At 64.0% G+C, this 23,331-nt stretch carries 16 protein-coding genes; 12 read left to right on the forward strand and 4 right to left on the reverse strand.

Annotated elements, in window-relative coordinates:
• Window positions 1–3: 3 nt before the first annotated feature.
• Entirely contained in the window at window positions 4–1,350 is a 1,347-nt protein-coding gene (locus tag VNN77_08825; GenBank protein HXG51490.1) for a YhjD/YihY/BrkB family envelope integrity protein, read from the reverse strand.
• A gap of 434 nt (window positions 1,351–1,784) precedes the next feature.
• Between VNN77_08825 and VNN77_08830 the strand changes: the two genes are divergently transcribed.
• Both VNN77_08830 and VNN77_08835 read left to right on the forward strand, forming a co-directional pair.
• On the forward strand, window positions 1,785–2,165 hold the full coding sequence (locus VNN77_08830) for a winged helix-turn-helix domain-containing protein (protein ID HXG51491.1): 381 nt from the start codon (window positions 1,785–1,787) through the stop codon (window positions 2,163–2,165).
• 383 nt (window positions 2,166–2,548) lie between these two features.
• Window positions 2,549–3,448 carry a hypothetical protein gene (locus VNN77_08835; GenBank protein ID HXG51492.1) on the forward strand — a complete coding sequence of 300 codons (900 nt, stop codon included), beginning with the start codon at window positions 2,549–2,551 and terminating at the stop codon, window positions 3,446–3,448.
• 113 nt (window positions 3,449–3,561) lie between these two features.
• On the opposite strand, the gene VNN77_08840 is transcribed toward VNN77_08835, so the two are convergent.
• Window positions 3,562–4,368, reverse strand: a complete 807-nt coding sequence (locus VNN77_08840; GenBank protein ID HXG51493.1) for an alpha/beta hydrolase — start codon at window positions 4,366–4,368, stop codon at window positions 3,562–3,564.
• A 133-nt stretch (window positions 4,369–4,501) separates the two neighbouring features.
• Between VNN77_08840 and VNN77_08845 the strand changes: the two genes are divergently transcribed.
• A complete protein-coding gene (locus tag VNN77_08845) occupies window positions 4,502–5,554 on the forward strand; it encodes an ABC transporter substrate-binding protein (GenBank protein HXG51494.1) in 1,053 nt (350 codons plus the stop codon).
• A gap of 408 nt (window positions 5,555–5,962) precedes the next feature.
• Entirely contained in the window at window positions 5,963–6,595 is a 633-nt protein-coding gene (locus VNN77_08850) for an MSMEG_1061 family FMN-dependent PPOX-type flavoprotein (protein ID HXG51495.1), read from the forward strand.
• 296 nt (window positions 6,596–6,891) lie between these two features.
• Here VNN77_08850 and VNN77_08855 read toward each other — a convergent pair whose 3' ends face one another.
• Entirely contained in the window at window positions 6,892–7,941 is a 1,050-nt protein-coding gene (locus tag VNN77_08855; GenBank protein ID HXG51496.1) for an extracellular solute-binding protein, read from the reverse strand.
• 756 nt (window positions 7,942–8,697) lie between these two features.
• Between VNN77_08855 and VNN77_08860 the strand changes: the two genes are divergently transcribed.
• Window positions 8,698–9,213 carry a LysM domain-containing protein gene (locus VNN77_08860; protein ID HXG51497.1) on the forward strand — a complete coding sequence of 172 codons (516 nt, stop codon included), beginning with the start codon at window positions 8,698–8,700 and terminating at the stop codon, window positions 9,211–9,213.
• Between the two features lie 239 nt (window positions 9,214–9,452).
• On the opposite strand, the gene VNN77_08865 is transcribed toward VNN77_08860, so the two are convergent.
• Window positions 9,453–10,379 (reverse strand): ADP-ribosylglycohydrolase family protein, encoded by a 927-nt coding sequence (locus tag VNN77_08865; protein HXG51498.1) that lies wholly within the window; start codon window positions 10,377–10,379, stop codon window positions 9,453–9,455.
• Between the two features lie 437 nt (window positions 10,380–10,816).
• Between VNN77_08865 and VNN77_08870 the strand changes: the two genes are divergently transcribed.
• From VNN77_08870 to VNN77_08900, 7 genes are all read left to right on the forward strand, one after another.
• The gene (locus VNN77_08870) at window positions 10,817–11,422 is read left to right on the forward strand and encodes a hypothetical protein (GenBank protein HXG51499.1); all 606 of its coding nucleotides are present in this window, start codon (window positions 10,817–10,819) and stop codon (window positions 11,420–11,422) included.
• 70 nt (window positions 11,423–11,492) lie between these two features.
• Complete coding sequence (locus VNN77_08875; GenBank protein ID HXG51500.1) at window positions 11,493–12,485, forward strand: transcriptional regulator; 993 nt, start codon at window positions 11,493–11,495, stop codon at window positions 12,483–12,485.
• A gap of 465 nt (window positions 12,486–12,950) precedes the next feature.
• Complete coding sequence (locus VNN77_08880) at window positions 12,951–13,925, forward strand: DUF6569 family protein (protein ID HXG51501.1); 975 nt, start codon at window positions 12,951–12,953, stop codon at window positions 13,923–13,925.
• A 66-nt stretch (window positions 13,926–13,991) separates the two neighbouring features.
• On the forward strand, window positions 13,992–17,216 hold the full coding sequence (locus VNN77_08885) for a PD-(D/E)XK nuclease family protein (GenBank protein ID HXG51502.1): 3,225 nt from the start codon (window positions 13,992–13,994) through the stop codon (window positions 17,214–17,216).
• On the forward strand, window positions 17,213–20,590 hold the full coding sequence (locus VNN77_08890) for a UvrD-helicase domain-containing protein (GenBank protein HXG51503.1): 3,378 nt from the start codon (window positions 17,213–17,215) through the stop codon (window positions 20,588–20,590). Before VNN77_08885 ends, VNN77_08890 begins: the two co-directional genes overlap by 4 nt.
• Before the next feature lie 242 nt (window positions 20,591–20,832).
• Window positions 20,833–22,458 carry a M48 family metalloprotease gene (locus VNN77_08895; protein HXG51504.1) on the forward strand — a complete coding sequence of 542 codons (1,626 nt, stop codon included), beginning with the start codon at window positions 20,833–20,835 and terminating at the stop codon, window positions 22,456–22,458.
• A gap of 276 nt (window positions 22,459–22,734) precedes the next feature.
• Window positions 22,735–23,331: a nitroreductase gene (locus VNN77_08900; protein HXG51505.1), complete on the forward strand. Its 597-nt coding sequence runs from the start codon at window positions 22,735–22,737 to the stop codon at window positions 23,329–23,331.

The following is a 23,331-nucleotide window of genomic DNA, read 5'->3' on the forward strand; positions in this document are numbered from 1 at the left end:
GGCTCAGCCCTGGTCGATCAGACTGCGCAGATTCTTTCCTTCCAGCGCTTTTGCGACGCTCCGCTCCACATCGCCGAGCAGCGAGTCCACCCCCCGGTCCTCCGGCGGCCCCTTGGGAGCCGCCTTGTGGTCCCCGCCGTAACGCACGCAGTCGAGGATCTCCTTCACCCCGATCGTCGCGGGATCGCGCGCGAGGACGAAGCTCTCCTCGTCGGCGAGCGGCGCCACCAGGTTGGTCTTGCTCAACGTCTCCATGAACTCGCGCACCAGCCAGGCCGGCACCTGCAGGTCGGCGGCGAGCGCAGTCGCGGTGAGCGGCGGGAGCCCGCGACAGAAGGCCTGCCCCACCCGCACCATCAGCAGGAGCGCGAGCTTTTCCCGCCCCGCCGCCGTCTGGGCCAGCGTTCCACGGTCGCCCCGGTAATAATAGTAGAAGTGCTGGTGGGCGTAGGCGACCTGACAGCCGAGCAGCACGATCACCCATCCGACGTGGAGCCAGAGGAGGAAGAGGAGCAGGATGGCGAAGCTCGAGTAGATCGCGTAGTAGCGCGTCGAAGAGGCGACGAAGACCGCGAAGCCCCACCCCACCGTGGCCCATAGCAGGGCGCCGACCGCGCCGCCGATCAGGGCCGACTTCAGCTGCACGCGCGTGTTCGGGACGAAGAGGTACATGAAGCTGAAGGCGCCCCACACCGTGAGGTAGGGGACGATCCCCAGCAGCGTGAGGATCACCGTGCCGAGGGGCTCGAGCGCCATCAGCGTCCGCACGAAGGTGCTGCTCTGGAGCGTCGCCATCACCGTGACCGCGGCAAAGACCAGCACCGGGCCTACGAGCGCGACGCTGAGGTAGTCGCTGAAGCGGCGCGCGATCTTCCGCGGCGTCTTCACGCGCCAGATATGATTGAACGCCTGCTCGATCGTGGTCATCAACGAGACGACCGTGAGGAGCAAGGTTACGAGCCCGACGCTCCCCAGGGCGCCGGCGCTCATGCGGTCGACGAACGCGATCAGGTGGTCGGTAATCTCCCGGCCCTTTTCGCCGAGCGGCGCCAGCGCTTCGGCGAGCGCCGGCTCCATGCGGTTGTGGACACCGAAGGCCTTGAGGAGGGAGAAGACGACGGCGAGCAGCGGCGCGAGCGAGAGCAGCGTCTTGAAGGCGAGCGCCATCGCCTGAAGCTTGACTAGGTTCTCGACGAAGTCCCGGCCGACCATCAGGGCGATCCGGGCGGCCGGAGTGAGCCAGCGCCACGGGCCCTCTCCCTGTTCCGGTTCCGCCTCCCAGACCCGGTCGAGCACGCGGCTCTTGAGCTCCCGGATCGAGCGTCCCCTTTTTGTCGAGCTCGCGCTCATGCCGCCTACCCGCGCTTCAAGCCGGCCCACTGTATCAGGTTTGGCCGGGTAAGAACAGGTCGGACTTCGCGCGCCACGCCGCGCGCACCCCGTCCAAAAGCGGTTCGAAGCTCGAAGTTGAAAGTGAAGACCGGAGACCGAGGGACGACAATGACCCCGCAGAAGCCTCGCGTCCCCGGCGCTCGTCTTTCGGATCTCGCGGGCAAAGACGGCTCCAGGTTCGAAGAAAGACCAGAAACCGAAGTCCGGGCATCGACCCGAACACCCCCCGATGCCTTTCGGCTTGAACGGTTTGAACGGGGTGGAACCGCTTGAACTGTTTGAACGGGAGCGAAGCGACCAATAGAAGCCACCCCGTTCGTTTCCACGTTTCGAGAATTCTCGAAACGTGGAACTTGACAGAAGAACGGAATTTGCCGTAGACGATTGCAACGATGGACGAGGCCAAATATCGCGAATCCAGAGTGTGCCGTCTGCTGGGCAATCCGGTGGTCTACCAGTTGGTGCTGTTTCTGGACAACGGTGGTCCGCTCACCCCGAGCCAGCTCGCCAAGCATGCCGGGCGGTCGGTTCAAACCGTGAGCGGTCATCTCGCAAAGCTCCGGGCCGCCGATCTGGTCAGGTACAACACCGATGGGAAGCAGGTTCGCTACTGGCTCAAGCACAAACGCGAGACGGGCAGGCTTCTCAGAGCTCTGGAAGCCGTCGTGCGCTCCGCGAGCAAGCTTCCTCCAGTGGGCTTTGGGAGGACCCCACAGGCCGCGGCCGCCACGGAACGGCGCCTTAGCTCCCCCCATCGTTTGGACAGTTTTTGAGCCGGGATAAGCTGATGGGTAAATCTCCTGGCCTGTGGTTCCGTCGCGGTGAATTTCGCCTTCCTGGATGGAGATCCTGGCAAAATACGCATGGGACAGAGAAGGCGTCGCCGATTACCGAGATTCCGTCATGACACTTCGCCACAAGCCACGCTAGACCGGCGGATTTGAGCTGAATTACTACAGCGGGGGCACCGAGTGATCATTGTCAGGTATGATCGAACCTTGCAGGCGCAGATCGCCCTTTATCCGGATGTTTTTGGACGACCTTCGTCCGTTTAACGGACGGTAAGCAGATCCGAGGGTAAGGACACGATGAAGCAGCGGGAACCCAGTCTTGCCGTAGGGGTCGAAACTCCAACCTTGCATAGACGAGGGGCACGATGAGCGAGGCGTGGATCATTATCGGTGCTGTCGAAAATTGGCGGGCGGCTCTCAATCAGCCCATTCCTTTGTGGGGCCTGAGGGAAAGCTACGGTAAGGACTTCGCGCGCCTCCCGACCAGCGGCGTCGCCTGGCTCTACGCTACCAGCCCTGTCAAAGGGGTGATCGGTCTTGCGGTAATTCGGGAGAAGTACATCGACGAAAGCACCCCTCTATGGCCCGAGGAAATACAGAAACGGAGGGTGATCTGGCCGCTTCGGTTTCGCTTGGAGGTAACAAAGCTCATTCCCGAAACGGAATGGGAGTCGGCCGCAATCGCTGTCAACGACTTCAGGCTGTTCTGGCAAAAGGGATTCCAAAAGCTTTCGGCGGAGCAGAATCGCGAGCTGGCGGAACGGTTCCTAAGGCGTTACCGGTGGAATAATTTCCGGGATATCGAGAACGGTCCGACCATCGAATCGCCGGCGATGGTGGCGGAGGCGCCCCGCGGTTCCGAGCCACCTCACCGTCGCTTGCAGGAAATTCTCGCCGAAGTCGGACGGCTACAGCATTACCATTCCCAGCTCGAGTACCCGATCGCACCCGAAGGCTCCCGCAAAACCCTCGACGTCGTATGGAAGCGCGAGATGAGCGGAGTGCCCGCTTTCGCCTTCCAGGTGGAGTTCTCGGGGGCTGTCGAACAGGCCGTGCTGCGTCTCAAGTTCGCTTACGACAATTGGAACAGCCGACCCTGCATCGTCGCCCCCAGCGACGTCCATCGGCCGATCTTGGACATCGTCTCTTCCCAGCCCGCCGCCTTCGCAGCAAGCGTGCGGCTCTGCTCCGACGGACAGATTCTCGAGCTTCACCGCCGCAAGCAAGAACTACGTTCGCTGGAGCAGCAGCTGGGGATTTACTGAACCGGAGCCGGTCTTCAGCCGCTCAGCCAATCTGCGGTGAACCCGTCTGGGATCAGGCTTGAATACCTGAATTTGGTTGCTCGGGGTGCGCGCAGATAAGACCGATCCCACCGCTAATCGCTGATGAACTCGCGTATGACGCGATGGGCTTCCGCCGGATTCGTGAAGAAGTAGCTATGCCGCTCGTTGGGCAGCACGACAAGCTTCGAATCGGGAATTCCATTCGCCAAGATCTCGGAAGATTGCCGGTGGTTGATTTCGCTGGTTACGTTTCGATCGTCCTCTCCGACCAGAATCAACGTGGGCTGCTTGATGTCTTTCAGGCGCGCGCTCGTATCGTGGCTCTGGCGCGCAATCAAATGCCGCAGGTAAAACTCCACCGGACATAGATTGCGCATTCGGACCTGGAGATAACGTTCGATCTGGTCGGGATGTCGTTTCACATACTCTTCGGTCCACCCGACCAGGATCGTATGGTCCCGCTCATACTTCTCGTAGCCCCACTCGATCATTTCCTTGCAGATCTTCAGGGGCAGGCCTTTGGTTTTCGGATAATGCGAACCGGTGGACGCCAAGACGAGCTTGCGGACCTTTTCGGGGTGATCGAGCGCCAGTAGCTGCGCGACTCTACCGCCCATCGAATGGCCGACGACAATGGCGTCTTCGGCGCGCAAGTGATTCATCAGACCCGCCAGATCCTCGCAAAACATCTTCGTCGTATAGTCGATCGACGGTTTGCTCGACCGGCCGGTGCCGCGGTAATCATGGATGATCACGCGATGATCCCGGGAGAATTCCGACACCTGGTGAATCTTCCAAACCTCGCCGTCGCAGGCCGTTTCGCTGAGAAACACCATGGGCCGGCCCCGGCCATATTCCTCGTAATAGATTTCGGCGTCGTTTACCTTTACCGTCGGCATCTCCGTTTCTCCTCGCTGCGGGTTTGTGTCAATCGATATATAGTGGAAGCGCTCCGAGCCCGCAAGCAGGCCAGCCTCGAGGCCCGAAGTCCGGGCGCCTCGACCTCGCGGCTGTCGTTGCAGGCGACGGCGTGTGGTGATATGGCAGGCATCTATGCGGGGTGATTCAATGAAAACGATCAGCGCCAAAATTCGAGTCCTTGGTGCCGTCCTTCTCCTGATGGCGGGAGCGGGGCCTGCCGCATCTGGCACGCCGGGTTTGACGAAGGTTACGTTCCCATACGGGCCGCTCGGGCTCAACAGTCTTCCCTGGATGGTCGCGAAAGAAGCTCGCTTGTTTGAAAAACACGGGCTCGACGTGGACATGATCTACGTCGGCGCCTCCGCCGTGATCGTCCAATCGATGCTCTCCGGCTCAGCCGCGATCGCGGGGTTCGGCGGTCCGGCGGTCATCAACAACGTGCTTCGCGGCGGCGACATCATTCAGGTCGCCGCCATGGCGCCCTACTATACGCAGTCCCTGATCGCCCGTCCCGATCTTCACGGTCTTCGAAGCCTCGAAGGAAAGAAAATCGGCATCACCCGCTTCGGTTCGGTAACGGATTTCGCGTTGAAGACGATCATCGAGCATTACAACCTCCGAGACGTCCATGTACTTCAGATGGGCGGCTTCCCCGAGGCCGCGGCCGGGTTGGCGCGCGGGACCATCGACGCGGCGCTGTTTTCTCCGCCACACAACTTTCGTCTGGCCAAAGAGGGATTTCGCGAATTGGTGTCGCCGAAGGATCTGCGCGGTTTCGGCAGCGGTTTTCTCACCCAGGGAATCGTCGCGCGAAAGTCGTTCGGCGTCGTCCATCGCGATGTAGTCTTGCGCCTGATCAAAGCGACCGTCGAAGCGACGAAGTACGCGCTGGCGAACGAAGATTTCACGAAGAACTTAATATCCAAAAACCTCGGAATGAACGATGCCGGCCTCCTGCGCCAAAGTTATCTATACGTCATGGAAACGTTCGTTCGCGAACCGTTCGTGCCGGAAAGCACCGTTCGATCGATGGTGCAGCGCATGGTGCAGGTCAATATGATTGACGCAAAATCGGCGCGATCGATGCCGATAACCGCGTACTTCGACAATTCGTTCGTATCGGAGCTCAAGCAATCCGGATTTCTGGACGGCGTTTGGCGCTAACCGCAGTCGCTTCGCGCCCATTGAATCGTGCAAGCGCTTCCCTCTATTGCCCGAGAACCGCGAGGCACGAGGCGTGAGAAAAGCGTTGTGGAGCCTTCGAACTACCAGCGCGGTTTCGGCGTCTGGCTTCACTTTATTCAGTGGAAGACGCGTAGCGCGCCTTGCACTCAAGGGGCCAAAACCGGGCCGCCGGGGCTGTCCATAGAGTTAACCTGTTCCTTTGATTGCCCCCCGACCTCTTGTCGGGCTTATTTTGATTCTATTTCTTGCAGCGGCTGGAGGTGTTAGCTCGCAGAATCCGAGCAGCACCTCGTCAATTCCATTCTTGACAAGATTCGGTCAGGTAATGGATATTGGGCGAGCCGAACGGAGGCTCGCCGCCCGTTACCGGCCAAAGGGGAGCATGCCATGGATGCGACAGACCGGACCGCTGCCTATGATGTGACCTCGCTGGACGATCTCGCGAAGATTTACGCCAGGCCGTCGCCCCGCATCGCCACCAAGGAGACCGACTACATCACCGAGGTCGGGCGCGCCTTCATCGCGGCATCGCCGTTCCTGGTGCTCGCCACCTCGAACGGAACCAGCCTCGACTGTTCGCCCAAGGGCGATGCGCCGGGCTTCGTGCAGCTGCTCGACGAGCGCACCCTGCTCATCCCCGACCGGCCCGGCAACAACCGCATCGACGGGATGAAGAACCTGATCGTCAACCCGAAGGTCGGTATCATTTCCATGGTCCCGGGATCGAACGAAACCTACCGCGTGAATGGAACCGCGAGGATCAGCACGGACCCGGAGTTGCTGAAGCGATTCGAGGTTTGCGGCAAGCTGCCGCGCGTGGTCATCGTGGTCACCGTCGAGGAAGCCTTCAACCACTGCCCCAAGGCGTTGATCCGGGCGAAGCTGTGGGATGCGGCGGCGCGGCCGAGCGGGGCGCCGACGCACGGCGACTTCGCCGCTGCCCGTGACGGCAAAGACGCTGCCTACGCCAGGGAATACAACGAGAAATACGCCGAGCGCCTGAAAACCGAGCTGTACTGAACGGCCCGGCACGGCGGGAACGGAAAACCGCCTTCGGCGTCGTTCAAAGCTCACCGCACGGCGTGGCTGACCGAGGACCGGCGACCGAAGACGGCACGAACGGAAGTTGCGGATCGCGATTCGTGGATCGCGAAAAAATTTGTCTTCGGGTTCCTGGTCCTTACCTCGAACTTTCGAACCGCCCTGAAGTGGCTTCACCGCCGCGCTCCGCGCGGCCACGGCTTGAACGTAGCGCAGCAGTTGAACGGCTTGAGCCGCCGCTTTGCGGTGCGTGGCCGCGAAGCGGCTTCCTGTTCCTATTTCTGCCCGATCTGCTTCAGTAGCTTCTCCCAGTGTTCGATGTCCTTTTCGTATCTCTCCGTTGTGAGCCCGTGCTCCGGCCGCCAGCGCTTGAACGGTTGCTGCCTGGTCGCGCTGCCGTAGCGGAACTTTTCCAGGACCTTCTGTCCGTCCGGACTCAGGAGAAAGTCGGCCATGAGAACCGCACCGTGGGGATGCGGGGGTCTGAGCGCGATCGCCGCGCTCCCGACGTTGTTGGGCACGAGATCCATCGGGACCCATTCGACTGGCGCGCCTTTCGACGCCGCGAGCCATGTGTGGCTCTGGAAGATCGCCGGCGAGGCGGCGACCTCGCCGGAGGCGATCACGTTGACGAGCGCCGGAGCGTCGAGGCTGTAGAGCTTGATTTGCTGCTCCTTCAGCTTCCTTAAGAACTCTTCCCCCCTGGACTTGATCATCGCGCCGATGGCCCGGGTTCCGGACGCTCCTCCCAGCGGCATGCCCATCTTGCCTTTGAGGTCCGGGTGGAGAAGGCCGTCGAAATTCTTGGGCACCGCGGCGGCCGGCAGGAGGTTCTTGTTGTAGGTAAAGCCGATGTAGGATTCGCGGGCGAGCGCCCAGTAGTAGAGCCCGTTTCCCGCCGGCTCCTTGGCGTCGTCGGGATAGGCTTTGAGCATCGGTGAATTGTAAGGCTGGAGCAGCCGGGAGTCGCGCATGAACATCAGGTTGCCCTCGGTGGTCTCGATCGTGTCCACGAGATAACGCCCGGCTTTGTACTCTTCGGTCATGCGGACGAACAGGTCGGCGCCGCCGGCGCGGTAGACCTCGACCTTAACGCCGGGGTATTTGGCTTCAAAGGCCGTGATGAGCGCTTTGTACGAACCGCCGGCGAGCGAGGTGTACCACATCAACTTTCCTTCGGCCTTGGCGCCGGCGTAGAGCATCTGCTCTCGGTCCGCGCCCATGTAGCTCACCAGCTCGGTCAGGCTCGCCGGCTTGCGCGTCTGCACCCAGGCCAGCGACGGAGAAAGGAAAAGGGCGAAAAGGATCAGTGCGACGACTCTCATTTTCAAGCCCTCCTGGACGGGTAGGGATTCGCGCTAGCCGCCCTATATCGCCGCCGGAGGTTCGAGTCAACGCGATCCTGCGGCTTTGAACCAGCAGATCCGGCTCTGCGGCAGGCGGGTGGGACCGCCTTCGGCGCCGTTCAAACCCCCGCAGCGAAAGAACGAATCGCGGGAAAAATGCAGAAGCCACGGGAAGAGAACGATTCCTCCCGCAAAGACGCGAAGGCCGCAAAGAAAAGACCGGGCCCGAGAGCGACGGACCGGAGGCCGAAGGTCCGCACGAACTAAAACCGGGAACTGGAAACCGCCCTGGGGCGACCGTTCAAACCGTTCGAACGGTTCGAGCGGTTCAAGCCGTACGAGCGCGGTCCCCGCATGGCGGTTCAAGGAGAAACGAAGAATCGAGTTTCTCGTAATCCGCAATCCGAAGTTTACGCACTGCTCACTGCTTTCTCTTCACTGCTGAGTCACTGGAGAAACCCCCGGACTCGGCCGTTGCGCCTCGTTCGGGGAACCTCCACGTTTCGAGAATTCTCGAAAGGCGGAAAGGACGAAGTCGCGAGCAGAGGGTCGCTCCGGTCCCGTTGGGCCGCTCCGCGGCCGTTCAAGTTCGAGGAAAAACCCGGAACCAGAAACCGGGAGTCAGGAACCAGGCCACGCCGGGAGGCCGTCTGGAACTGGCCCGGACCCGCCTGCTAGGCTCCAAAGGAAGGCCGATCGAACCTGCAGCCTTCGGCCGTGAGAAGGAGGACCCCTATGTTTTTCCTTTCAGTTCTCTGTTCTCTGTTCGTGGCTTCATCCGTCGCCGCCGCAAACCAGACATGGACCGTTCGCCCCGGCGACAACCTCGAGATCGTCTCGATGACTCTGCAGATCCCGCAGGAAGAAATCAGGCGCCACAATCCCGGGATCTCCGAGACCGGTCTCCAAATCGGCCAAAGGCTCAAGCTGCCGCTTCGTTCCTACCCGGAAAGCGCCGGGCTCGAACGGGACCTCGACGAAAAGGCCTCGCGAATCGCGGACCTCGAAAGCAGGCAGAGCGATCTGGAGAACCGGCTCGCAGGCGCGCAATCACGGCTCCGCTGGCATCCGGTCTGGTTCTGGGGGTTCTGGATCTGTTTCGGCGTTATCGCGTTCATAACGGCCGGCTCCTTTTGGATTTTCCGCCAGACGCATCCGAAGGTTCTCGAAAAACCGCGCGAACGGACCATCGAGGACCTGAAAGCGAGCCAGACGCGGCTTCGGTCCTCGTTCTCGTTCGATGCTCGATGAAGAAGGCCGAGGACGGGCAGACCGAGGACCGGGGCCCGAAAACCGGGAAAGACCGCCTTCGACGGCGTTCAAACCGTTCGACTAGCTCAAACCGCGCCGCCGAAGCCGCGGGGATACAAAGCGGTTTGCTTTAGAGTGTCAACCATTTACCCGCATTTGCGCGGTTTGAATTGTCAAGGATTTGCTCGGCTTTTCTACTGCTGACTGGTGCGCTTCGCCGTTCGGAAGCCTTCCATTCCCTATTCGTTGATCTCACCCTTCCCGCCTCCAACCGCCACCAGGAGTCTCTCCGCCAGGATCGAGATCGCCTCCCGCATAACGAGCTTCTTCAGCCATTTTTTCGGTATTCCGGATTCGCCGTAGTAGGCGCCAGCCACCTGGCCGCAAACTGCCGCGGTCGTGTCGGCGTCGTCTCCGAGATTGGCCGCCTTTAAAATCGCGGCCTCGAACGTGTCCGTTCGCAGGAAACACCAGAGGGCGGCCTCCAGACTTTCGATCACATAACCCGTGCCACGAATCTCGGCGATCGATTTATCCCGATACGTGCCCCTCGCGATGATCGCGATCGTCGGCTCGCCGATCCAGGACCCTTCTCCACCGAAAAGAACGTCTTCTTTCCGTGTCCCGGCAAGCGCGCAGCATATCACACCAGCCAGCAGACGGCACGCGTCGATGCACTCTGGAGCGGCGTGCGTGGTCCGCGAGCTTTCTGCAGCGTAGTGAGTCGCCGCACCCACGTCGGGATAGTAGAACAGCGGCACGGGAGCAAGCCGCATGATCGACCCATTGCCCGCAGAATATGGGCTTGTGAGACCGGCAAGGGGATCGCCGGTTTGCATGTAACGCCGGAGCGCAGCCGCCACCGTATTGCCGATGTCAAAGCAACGTCCGTTGCTGCTCAGATATCCTTCCTTCCACCATCGGCAATAGCGATCCATCTGATCCTTCGGGTCGAAGCCGTTTTTCTCCACCAGACTGGTCGCCAAACACAGAGCCATTGAGGTGTCGTCGGTCCACTCGCCGGGTCTGAGTCGAAACGGTCCTCCGCCGACCATGTCGCGGATCGGTTTGAACGACCCCGGCTCCTTGAACTCCAGAGCCGTACCGACCGCATCTCCGACGGCGAGCCCCAACAGACAGCCACGAAAACGATCCCTGATATCCATGTATCCAGCCCCAAGCCTTTTCGCCGAAGCGTAGCAAATTTTCGATTGAGACGAGAGCAGCGCCGGTCCGGGTAGCGCGAGCCCCCCTCTGCACGAGGTTCCGAAGACGGTCGCCTCCACGATTCTGCGTTTGATGACGTTCTCGGCCCCCGTCGCCAAGGACACGAAATCGTTCGTTTCCGCTAAGACCACAGAATCCGCTGAAATGTGATAACTGGACCGTGACGTATTCTGTCACACCCGCGTGTCAGCGCTCGCGGCCCGGCGGAACCGGCTACTACCCACAAAAGAACAGGAATTTATCCCGGACGTCCATGCGAAGTCGTTCCGCTTCGAGACCCGGAGAAACAAAAATTGCCGGCGAGAACCCGTGGAAAATTCCTTGCTGCTAAAGCCAATTATCTATAAGATTCGGGCCGAACCGGAGGTCAGCTGCAGTGTCCGACGCGTGGATAAACCGTCTCGTCGTGTCCGGACCCGCTGCGGACGTGCGCGCATTTGCGAAAGCTGCGGTCGGCTTCGAGCCTCCGGACTTCGACAGTCCGTCCGATAAGCCGGTAAAGGTCGGACTCTCCCTCGGCACGCTCTACGAGCTGCTCCCGTCAAGGGCGAAGAGGCGCGTACCGCCGGTGGAAGACGAGCCAGCCGATCTCGTCTGCGAGCGCCTGGTCGTCGGAAAGACCGGTAACGCGGAAAAGATCTACCGGTTCCAGCTGGCCGCGTACGAGCCGGATCTGCTCCTGACCGCGGTCTCGAGGCTCTTTCCGCGTCTCGTTTTCGTGCTGGGCTGGGTCGCTCCGGCAGTCGATGAGGCGGCCAGCAAGCTGATACGAAACGGAACAGTCCGGCGCTATCGCATGCCCGGCAAGCGCCTCCATGAGATCTACGCCGCCAGGTATGAAGAATGGGGCGAAGACTGCCTCGACGCCGATATCGAAGGCGACTGGATGGCGCTCGACGAGGTCGTCGAGCACTGGCGCGACTGCCTGCCGCCGATGAAAGCACCGAAACGGCGACGAAATCGTCGCGTCCGGTCTCCCTGAGAACCGCTCTTACGGCCCTCGGCTTTGGTCGATCGAAGAGATGCGGTTTCCCGGCGCAGACGCTAATCGTATGGGACGAAGAGCGAAGCAATTCAGCCAGGCCGAACGCCTGGGGATCATGATGCGCGCTCTCGCGGCGCGCTCGTGGACGATCAACGACCTCGCGCAGGAACTCGGCGTCACACGCCGCCAGGTTTACCGCGACCTCGGTCACATCGAGAAGGAAGGCCACCCGCTGATCCACGACGAAGGCGCCGACGAGCGAACCTGGCGGCTGCCCCTCGGCTATAAAGGCCTGCGGCCGATCACGCTGACGCCTCTCGAGCTGATGTCGCTCTATCTCGCCCGGAGCCACCTCGCCTATCTCGCAGGAACGCCGTTCGTGGCCGATCTGGACGGCGTCTTCGCCAAGATCACGTCCGGCCTCCCGCAGCGCACGATCAATCATCTCGAGCGCATCGGCCGCTGTTTTCTCCCGCTCTTGCGGCCCCTTCGCCGATACGACCAGCAGCCCGAGGTGCTCAAGATTTTACAAAAAGCTCTTCTGCTGCAGAAAACCGCTGTGATCCGGCACCAGAGGCCGGACCGCGGCAGGGAGGCCGAGCACAGGGTCGACTCCTACGCGCTGCGGCTGTATCAAAACGGGCTCTACCTGGTCGCCTACTCCCACACTGCGGCGCAGCATCGGTCGTTCGCCGTGGAGCGCATCCGGCACGCCGAGCTGACCGGAGACACTTTCGCCGTCCGCGACGACTTCTCTCCCGAGAAGCTCGACGAGAGCTTCGGCGTGACGGAAGAGGAGCCGCAGCGGATCCGCATCAGGATCGCGCGCGAGGCCGCCCACTTCGTGCGGGAACGCCAGTACCACCCCACGCAGACGATCGAGGAGGCGGGCAACGGTGACGTGATCGTCGCCATGCGCGCCGGAGGCGTGGACGAGATCGCCTCCTGGATCCTCTCCTGGGGCGAGAAAGCGGTCGCCCTCGAGCCTCCCGCCCTGGTCGAAGCCGTTCGCCGCAAGCTCGCTTCCGCCCTCGCCCAGTACTCTCCCAAAATCCGCTGACTTGTCGCCAACTTGGCGGTGTGACCTATTCTGTCACGCTCGTGTGCTAATTTAGGGTGTTCGCAAGGGCTCGGTTGCCCGCGGAGCCGTAGGGATCTCGTTCAGCAACGGTGGCGCGGCGAGGCGGGCGGGCCGTCCCGGAGGAAGAACCGCCAAGAAAGAAAAGAAAGGAGCGTACTTATGGCCCACTACTGCGAATGCCGCCGCCGTATCGTGCTGAGATCCCGCGCCCGCCGCGCTCGCCCCGGCTGGATTTACCGGCCGGGTCACGATCTCTGCGACAGGTGCTGGCGCGCTCTCGTTGCGAGACACGCCATCCAAAGACTTGTGCCCGCGCGCGAGCGGCCCATGTCGCACGGCTTCGAGCCGACGGGTGGAATCCGTCCGCCCGTTCAGCGATGGCAGTAACAGCCGGGCGGCAGGCGAAACCCGAGGGGACAGGGAACGTTTCAAGGAGGATCGCCCATGAAGATTTTCAGAGCCGAACGAATGGACGAGAGCCGGATAATCAGTGACACGCTCTCGCGAATCCAGTTGGGGGAGGAGACGAGCTACGGCGGAATGACGCTCTTTCCGCTGCTCGGTGAAAGCATCGAAGTCCCCGACTACCTCACGCTCGACGAGGCGCTGGCGCGGGGCGAAGTCCGCATCACGGAGGTTTCCTCAGCGGGCAGCGTGCCGGAGCTCGCGCTCGACAACCGGAGCGACGATCCGGTGCTGCTCGTGGACGGCGAAGAGCTGATCGGCGCGAAACAGAACCGAGTCCTGAACCTCACGATTCTCGCTCCGGCGAACCGGGCGCTGACCATTCCCGTCTCCTGTGTCGAGGCGGCTCGATGGTCACGCCGATCGGCGGCGTTCACGACCTCGGGGTACGCCTATTTCGCGCGCGCAAGAGCGACGAAAACGGCCCAGGTCTCCCGTTCCCTTGGGCGCACGGGACGGGCACTATCCGACCAGCACCGTGTGTGGGAGGACGTCGCCGCCAAAGCTTCGCGCCTCGAAGCGCAATCGACGACCGCCGCCATGTTCGATATCTACCGCCGGTACGCGAAAACCGTCGACGACTACGTCGCCGCGTTCGTTCCCGCCGATCGGCAGGCGGGGGCGGCGTTCGCCATAAGCGGTGCGGTCGTCGGCCTCGATCTGTTCGACTGCGCCGCCACCTGGCGGAAGTTGATGCCGAAGCTGATCCGCAGCTATGCCCTGGACGCGATCGAAGCGTCCGAGAAAAACGGCGAAACCACCCCCTGCCAGGCGGTGGAGGAGCTGCTTTCTGCGGCCGCCCTGGCCGACGCGAAAAGCTTCCCGGCCGTGGGCGAGGGTCTCGACGTCCGGCTCGAGGGTCCCGATCTCGCGGGCGCGGGCTTGCTGGCGCGCGGTCGGGTGGTTCACCTGAGCGCGTTCCGCACGAAAGGCGCGCCGCAGAGCGCGGCCTGACCGGATGCTCGGCCACCGAAGCGTTTTTATCTTCGGACCGGACGGCGTTAACATGTCGAGCCGAACATGGAAGTGAGAGTCGTCTGGAACGCAGGCGAGGTGGCGCGGGTGCTGGCGGAGCTGCCCGCAGGGGGGCCGCTGCCGCGTCGCGTCGTGTTGGTGCCGCAGGTCCCCGTCGCCCACGTCTTGCGGCGGGAGCTGGTGCGCGGTGGGCTCCCGGAAGCCCTCGCAGGCACCTCGTTCGTCCCTTTCCGGATCGCCGCAGCGGCGGTCCTTCAGGCGGCGGGAGTCGAGTTCGTTGCGGGCGAGGAAACGCTTCGCTCGGTCCGGCTTTCCGCTCTGTTTCGTTCGGATCTCCCCCTCGAGCACTTTCCCATCGAGCTGCTCCGCTCGGCACCGGGCTGGGATCACGCTTTCGCACGAACGATCTCGGATCTGGAGGGGGCCGGCCTCCGGCCCGAGGAGCTGGAGCCGGCCGACGCCCTGCCGCCGCTGCGGGATCTCCTGACAATCTGGCGGGCCCTGGACCGATCGGCGGGCGCTTCCTGGACCGCTGATCGCATCTATCTCGAAGCGGCACTCGTGCTCGAGGGCCGTCCGGATGGCTGGCCGTTTCCGGAACCGGTGCTCGCCTGCGCCGCTGGCGACCTCGGCGCTGCTGCAGCCCGTTTCCTTCGCACCCTTCCGCGGCCGACGATTATCCTTTTGGCCGGGCGACCGGCGCGCGCCCGCCATATAGAAAGAATCGAACGGCTTCTCGGCGCGCAGGCCGCCGCGGCCGTCGCATCGGCGAACGCGCCGCGCGCCGACCGCAGCGAGCGCGACCTTCTGGCCTCGTATCTGTTCGAGCCGCCGGCCGTCCTCGGTGATCCGGCCCGCCCGAAGAGCCCGGGGCCCGACGGGACCGTCGACCTCGAAGAGCACGCGGGGATCGACGCGGAGCTCGAAGCCACAGCCGATTGGGTCGCCCGCCGCGTTGCCGACGGAGTGCCTCTGGAGGAGATCGCCGTTCTCGTCCCGGGGAGCGATCCCTTCGTCGCCCTCGTCGCCGATCGCCTCGGCAGGCTGCCTTGGCCCGACGGCGCATTTCCCGTGTACGTCGCCGACGGGTTGCCCCTGACGCACTTTGCAGCCGGGGCTCGGTTGCTCGCCCTGTTGCGCGCTTTGCGCGGCCACCTCGCCGCCGGCCTTCTAGCGGATCTGGTCCCTGCTCTCCGGTTGGCCGACGGCTCGGGGCGCCATCTCGCCCGCGGCGCCGCGATGGATCTGCTCTGGTCGCTCGGGACCGTCGGCGGCAACCCGGCGCGCCCCGAAGGCGCCCTCGAATGGTCCGGCCGCGCCGCGAAACGCGAGACCGAGCTCGAGAAAGAGATCGCCGAAGCCGAATTCCGCGCGAAGCGGGGCGACGAAGAAGTCGAATTTGCCCTGCCGCGCAACAAGCGCTTGCTCGCCGACCTGCGCGCGCTCCGCCCGGCGCTCGACGCGTTGATCGAGATCTCCCGCAGCGCCATCCGAGGCGCCCCGCTTTCTTCGCTCTGGCCGATGTTGCGCGAGTTCTTCGAACGCTGGCTGCTGCAGCCGGGGGCGGCGAGTCACGCCGCGCTCGGGGACCGGCTCGATGCCCTCGCGCGTGACGAGGCGTGCCGCTCCGTTGCCAGCGACGACGCGCTGAAGGTCATTGAGGACGCGATTCTCGGCGAGCGCGTTTCCGTGGGGCGCTTCGGCGAGCCGGCGGTCTTCGTCGGAACGGTGAAGGGCACAATCGGCCTCGCCTTCACCGCGGTGCGCGTGATCGGACTTCACGAAGGACACCTGCCGTCGCTTCCCCGGGAAGATCCGGTGCTTCCCGACGCGGCCCGCCAGAGCCTGAGACGAAGGGACGGCGGGTCCGCCCTGCTGCCGCTCGCGCGGGACCGAGCGCTCGCCGACCTCCACGCGCTCGACTGGGCCGTCCGCAACGCCGGACGGTTCGTCGCCCTCTCGGCGCCGCGCCTCGATCTCGAGCGCTCCGAGCACGAGCCGTCGTCGGTCATGCTCGAGGCCGCGGCAGCGCTCGCCCGCCCCAACCGGATGACCGGGGAGAGGGAATCCGTGATCCCGGACCGGACGGCGCTCACGCGGGACGCGTTCGTTCCCGCGCGCGAGGAAACGGAACGTTTTCGCGTGCGGCTGCCGCTCACGGAAAGCGCCTGGCAGGACGCCGTCGCGCGTAGCGTCACCGGGATTCCCACGCGCTGGCGCGACCGCCCGGTGCTCGACCTCGAGCGGATCGAGCGGCTCATGAACGACTCTGCGGCGGGGCCGATGGACGGGATCGTGGGTGATCTTGCGGCTGGGCTTCCCATGCCCGGGCTTTCGCCGGACCTTCCTCTCTCGGCCTCGGCCGTCGCGCAACTCCTGCGCTGCCCGCACGCCTTTCTCCTCGAGCGCCTGCTCTGCTTCCAGGAACCTTTCAATCCCCCGCCCCAGCGAGAGATCGGCCAGCCTTACTACGGCTCGATCTTCCACGAGGTGGCCGCGAGCTTCTATGCGGAGAATGGCGCCGACTTCTGCGCCCGGAAAAAGACTCTGAGCCATTGGCAGCGGGTGGCGGAGCGTCTGGTCGACAGGGTCTTCGAGACGTTTCTCGGACGGTACCCGCTGGCCGGTGAGGGAGTCAGGACGCAGCAGCGGGCGAGATTGGGCCGCGACGTACGCGATCTGCTCCAACGGGACTGGGAGCAGCTGAAAAACGCTCGCGTCATCGTCGAGAAGAGCTTCGGCTACCCGGACGCCGTCTCGCTTCCCGCGGGCAGCGAAACCCTCTGGTTTCACGGCCGCATCGACCGCATCGAAATCCGCGGGCGCAAAGCCCGCATCCGCGACCTCAAGACGGCTCGCGCCCGACCGAGAACCGGAAAGGAAGCGGAACCGGACCCCGGTCTGGACCTCCAGATCGCCGTCTACGCCGCCGTCGCCGAGATCCTCGCCGGCAAATGGAATCTACCGAAGCAAATCGAGGCCGGATATGCCTACTTCGGCCGGCCAGGCGGTGAGCGGCTCTTCGAGGACTTCCCGGCGGTCCTCAAGCCCGCCGCGGCCAGATGGCTCGAGCTGGCGGCCGCGCTCCTGCGGGGACGGCTGTTTCCGCGCACGCCCAATCGCGCGGACTGCGAAGTCTGTTCGTTCCGGCCGGTTTGCGGCGACCAAGCCCAGGAGCGTGCCCGTCTCCTGCTCGGCGGCGCAACCGGAACCTGCAGGGGTTTCGCCGCTCTCAAGGGCGTCGACTCCGGAAACGGGGACACGAAATGACTCCGCCGAAAGCGACGCCGCCGCCCGATCAGGATCAGCGCGAACGAGCGATCGCCGAGCGCGATCGCAACGTGATCATCGACGCGGGCGCGGGGACCGGCAAGACCACGATCCTGGTCGATCGTCTGGTCGAGATGGTGGCTCCCCGCTGCGGACCGCGGCCGCTGCCCATCTCCCGCATCGCCGCCATCACGTTCACCCGAAAGGCCGCTGGCGAGCTGCGCTTGCGGATTCGGGAACGGCTGCTCGAAGAGCTGTCGAAGGCTGAGCCCGGCACCGGGCGCGAAGTACGCCTCCGCGATGCCATCGCCGACCTCGACACGGCTTACGTCGGCACCATCCACAGTTTTGCCGACCGGCTGCTACGGCTCAGACCGGTCGAGGCGGAGCTCAGCCCTTCGTACGAGATCGTCGAAGACGAGCAGCCCCTGATCCAAGAAACCTTCGACGTCCTGATGCAGGCGGTCGAGAGCGGGACGCTGGCGGCCGAGCTCGCCGGGACCGACGCCGCCGACCGCGCCGCGGAGGCCGCTCAAACCGTGCTCGAGGCGCTCGACGCCGGCATCAGAGCTGAATCACTCGAATCGGAATGGCAGGTCCGCTGCGGGCTCGACCAGCTCATCGCCGGTTTCATTCGCTTCCGCGACGTCCCGCCGCCAAAGACGGCTCCGCCGCCATTCGATTTTCGCTCGTTTCGAAAAGCAGCCGGTGAATTCGTCTCGCTGGCGAAATCCGTCGGCGGCGGTTCGCCTGGCGCCGACTGGATCGCGCAGACGCGGAGAACATTGGCACGGCTTCGCGACGCCGAAGACCCGGCGCAAATCTTCCGCGAGGTCCGCTATCAGCTCGAACGCGGGCCGCGAAACCCGGTGACCAAAAGGGACACTTTCGGCGGCGACAACGGCGCTTGGGAGGTATGGAAGACTTATATCGGCCGGGACAACCGGCGCCCGCGGCCTCTGCGGGATGAGCTTTGCGCGCCGTTCTACCGCTGGTTGGCCACGCGGCTGGCGTGCCTCTTCCCGGTGGTCGTCGCTCTCTACGAGAAAGTGAAGGCCCGCCGCCGCCGGCTCGATCAGATCGATCTGCTGCTGAAGCTCCGAAACCTGTTGGCCCGCGACCTTTCGATCCGCGGCGAATACCAGCGGCTCTTCGATCACGTTTTCATCGACGAGTTCCAGGACACGGACCCGCTGCAGGCCGAAATCGTCCTTTACCTCTGCGAGCGCGAGCCGCGCGCCGGGCGATGGGAGGACGTTGTCCTGGCGGACGGCAAGCTGACCCTGGTCGGCGATCCGAAGCAGTCGATCTACCGGTTTCGTCGCGCCGACATCGCCGTGTACGAGCGGGTCCGGAAGGTCGTGGCCGGACGGGACCATCTGGGGGTCACGCTATCGGCCAGTTTCCGGAGCGTGCCGACGCTCGTCGACTGGCTCAACGACCGCTTTACGCGGATTCTGGGAACATCCCCCGACGGCAGCCCCTTCGATCCGGCATCCGGTGCAGTCTTTCACCGGCAGTTGGCCCACGGGCGCCGAAGTGAGGCCGAGCGGCCGGTTCACGTTCTGCGTTTCGAATTCCGCGACCGGACCCATCGCGGCGCCGATGACTACCGCGCGCTCGAGGCACGAGCCCTGGCGCGCTATCTCCGCTGGCTGGTCGAGTGCAGCGATCTCGCGATCGTGGACTCGATCGACACGCGGCCCCGGCGGATTCGTTACGGCGACATTGCGATCCTCGCAGTCTCCACGTGGCGTCTTCCCCTGCTCTTTCCCAGGCTGGACGACGAGGGAATCCCTTACACGTCGCGCGGCGGCACCCTGTTCCTGGAAGATCCGATCCACCGCCAGTTCCTGCTGGGGCTGAGAGCCCTGGCCGATCGGGACGACGGCGTCGCCGAGGCTGCGTTGCTCCGGCCGCCATTTTTCGCGGTCGATCTGGCGGAGCTATTGCAGGAAAGAATCCTGGAGGACGGCGCCGGCGGGCCGGGCCAGGCGCGCGCCGGCCGCGCCTCGGCCGCCCGTGAGCTGGTGCGGGATCTGCGGCAGCGACGTTTCGACAGGCCGCCCGGCGCTACCGCCTGCGACCTTCTCGACCGGACGGCTTTTGCCCGGACGATAGCTCGGGGCCCCAACGGGGCTCAGCGCCTGGCGCGCCTGCGGGAGCTGTGTCACTTGATCGAAAAGATCGCGGCGGACGAAGGGCTGGACTACGACGCCGCGACGGCGCGGGCGCGCGAGTGGATCGACAACCCGGTTTCTCTGGACCCCCCGCGCGCGGTCGGAACCGAGGCCGTGCAGGTGCTGACGGTCCATCAGGCGAAGGGGCTCGAGTTCCCCGTCGTTGCGATCTGGGACGGGAAGGGCCAGTGGAGGACGCTCCTGCATTCCAGCCCGTGGCGCATGGAGCGCGACGGCCGCGGCTGGATGATCAACCTAGACGGGCTGGCCTGGGAGGAGCCGGCCGGGCTCGGGATTCGAGACACCGAGCAGAGCTACCTCGATGCCGAGCGAAAGCGCGTCGTTTACGTTGCGGCCACGCGGGCGCGGGACCTCCTGATCGTGCCGCGAGCGGGCGAAGTCTCCCGCGGAAGACACATCTGCGCCGACTTGCTGGCCGACGCTCCCGAACGACTCGTCCGGATCGCCGACGCCTATGTCGACGGCGCGCCGGCGCCGGACTGGGCGCGACAACTCAAGCCGGCAACGCGCGTCTCTCCAGGCGACGGAGCAGCGCTGGAGCGCAGGGTGGAGGAGCAGTGGGGCGCGTTCGCGAAGGACGCAGCTCGCCCTCGCTTCCTCCCGACGAGCGTTTCGGCGTTGGCGCGGGCCCCGTCCGGTCCCGACGCCGAGGACGCTCTCGGAACCTCCGCGCGGAAAGAGCGCGCGGGCCGCTTCGGCGGCCTTTTCGGAAGCGTAGTGCATCACGCGATCGGTCTCCTGCTCCGGCAAAAAAAGCTCGACGCGCGGGAAGCGGTGGAACGGGCGGCCAGCCTTTACGGCCTGACGGAGCACCTCGAGGAAGCGGTTGCCGACGTAACGCGAGCGCTCGAGGCCCTGGCCGCCGCCGGCCTGCACGGTCTGCCCGAGGGCTGCCTTTGCCTCGAATATCCCATTGCCGGACAGTGGGAAGAGGGGCGGCTCGCCACCGGTTTCATCGACCTGATCGCCGTCGATGACCGCCGGCTCACCGTTATCGATTTCAAGACGGACCTCCCGCCGTCCGGACCGATCGAGGAGTCCTACCCCCACTATGCCGCTCAGGTCCGAGCGTACGGCAAGTTGCTGGGCATCGCCGGCCTGCTCGTGGGCCGCGGGCTCCGCTGCGGTTTGCTCTTTACGGCCGACGGCGCCATTCGCTGGCTGGAGAGTTGACCGGGCATGAAGCTCGTAGATTTTTCATGGAAATTGGAACGATTCGAGAACTCTTCCGTCACCTGGCCGATTCCAACTTGTCGAACGATGTTGTAGTTGTCGAAACGGAGGCATCGAGAGTGGTAAACAGCGAGCGTTCAACTTCTATCGCGCGGTGCGCCGGAGAAATGCGATCAATCGTTTTTTCTCCGGCCGGCTCCGGCAAGAAAGGATCGAACTCTTCCGGCTCCAGGCCCGCCCGCATGTTTCGGGTCAGAAACGTACGGTTGGTCGGCACGCTGCTTTTCGGAGCAATCGTACCGGCGGCCTGCGGCCCCGCGCTGCAGCCTCCCAAGGTTTCCCCCCAGCTGTTGGAGCGCGAATCGGCGCTGCAGCGCGAGCTGCTTTTCAAGACGTTGATCGAGCGCAAAGTGCAGCTCCAGCGGCTGTACACGCCGCTCAGGATCGCCAACGCGGATCTCTGCGGCGCCGACGTATCACCTGTGACCGGGATCACCGGCATCGACCGACAATCGTTGGCGGCGGATCTACGACCGGTCGCGGAGCGACTCTACGGATTGGACGACGGCATCACGATCATCGACGTAGCGCCTCGATCCCCGGCCGCCGAAGCGGGCCTCTTGCCCGGCGATGTTATCGCCGGGGCGGCGAAGGGCGGCGTGATGCCGAGCGGATGGACCCGTAGCGGCCTGACCATTCCAGACCTGGTCAAAGTAATCCAGGCCTCCGCCAGCGGATCCATGACCCTGCTGGTTCGCCGATTTGGAGCGGTCTTTCCCTTGAACGTGTCGCCTCGGCTCGGTTGCAGCTATCCGATCGAGCTGCAATGGGACGATCGTTTCAATGCGCTTTCCGACGGCAACCGGATCGTCGTCTTCAGCGGGCTTTTCAATCACGTTCCAGACGAGCGTGAGCTTGCGGTCATCATCGGCCACGAGCTCGCGCATAACGTTTTGAAGCACATCGAAAAGCGTGGCGTGAACGCCGCGGCCGGCATGATTGCCGGTGCGGTGCTAGACCTCGGACTGGCCGCTCTGGGGGTCAACACCCAAGGACTGGGCATGCGCACGGGCGCAGAAGCGGGAGCCAAGGCATACTCCCGGGAGTTCGAATCCGAAGCGGACTACCTGGGACTCTACATGCTCGCCCGCGCGGGCTTCGACGTCTCGGCCGGCCCGGGCCTTTTCCGGCGCATGGGCATGCAGAGCCCGGGAAGACAAGTCATCAACTATTTTTCGACCCATCCCAGCACGCCCGAGCGGGCGGCCGCGATGCAGCAGATCGTCGAAGAGATCCGTAGCAAGGCAAGCCGCGGCGAGCCCCTCCTTCCACAAACGCTGTCCGGCCAAACGCTGGAAGTCGCGCAGGCTGACCGGCGGACTGCTCCCGCGGCCCCGGCCAAAGCCGGGGCCTTACCGTCCGCGAAGGCCGGCGCGGGCGAGACGACCGGAGATCGAGTGACGGCGCCCGCGCCCCAACCCGAGAAGGCTGGCGTTGGCCCTAAATCCATGCTCGCCCAGTTGCTTCTTGTCGAGGGACCGATCGTCAGCAACCCACCCCAGCGGTTCAATGCCGAGTTTCGCGAAACCGGAAAGGCCTCTGTGGTGCTTTTCGGGTCTCGGCGGCTCATGGGGGATTTCGAGCTGTTCGGGCTTCGACAATCGATTTCCGAGAAGTACAAGGCCCGTCTGATAAATCCGGACGCCGTTGGCCTTCCCGCGGGCGCCGACGCAAAAGGCTTCGCGTTCTTCTCCGATGGCGCCGGAATCGAGATGGAGTGCGCGTACGCGGTCGCACGCTCCACCGGACGCGGAGAAGGGATGTGCGCGGACAACCAGAACAATACTTATCGAATCATTTTCGACTAGCGCCGACCGGCGGCTCGGCGGTTCGGCCGCAAAGCGGCCGTTCAAGACCGACGACCGAAGACCGGCACGAACGAAACCCGGGAACCGGAAACCCGAGACCTCTTTCGCCGTTCGCAATCATCTTCGTCCTCTTCCCGGTCTCCGGTCCTCGGTCCCCGGTCCTCTTCAGAGCAATGAGGTGCGCGCAGCGCCGCGGAGCCCGGCGGGTTTGCGCCGATCGAAAAAAAATGTAAATTCAGGCGATAAAATCTCCACCGGACCAGGAGGTAGGAATCGATGGCAACCACAACGGAGAGGCCTCTCGCCGATGCGCTCACCGCGATCAGGACCCGTCGCTCGGTGAAGGAGTACCTTCCCACGGAGATTCCCAGGGAGTGGATCGAGGAGCTGCTCGACGCCGCCCACTGGGCGCCGAACCACAAACTGACTCATCCCTGGCGTTTCCACGTGTTCACCGGAGAGGGGCGCGAGCGGCTGGTCGCCGCCCGACAGGCGGCGGTGCGATGGGCGGCGGAGCAAAAGGGCACGCAGCCGACCGAAGAGGACCTCCGGTTCGCGCGGGAGAAGTGCTTTTCGTCCCCGGTCGTGATCATCGTTTCCATGGTGGGGGATGAGAACAAGATCGTCGATCAGGAGAACTACGCGGCCTGCTGGTGCGCGATCGAGAACCTGCTGATCGCCGCAACCGCCAGAGGCCTGGGCAGCTATCCCAGCACCGGCACCTGGATCGATCAGAACTTCGTCGGCCCGATTCTCGGGCTAACGGAGAAAGAGCGGCCCGTTGCCTGCATCTTTCTGGGGTACTCCGAGCAAAAGACGATGGCCAAGCGCCTTCCGGTGGATCGTCACACGAAGTGGTACACGGAAGCCTGA

The sequence above is a fragment of the Candidatus Zixiibacteriota bacterium genome (assembly GCA_035574315.1).
GTDB lineage: Bacteria > Desulfobacterota > Binatia > UBA9968 > UBA9968 > DATLYW01.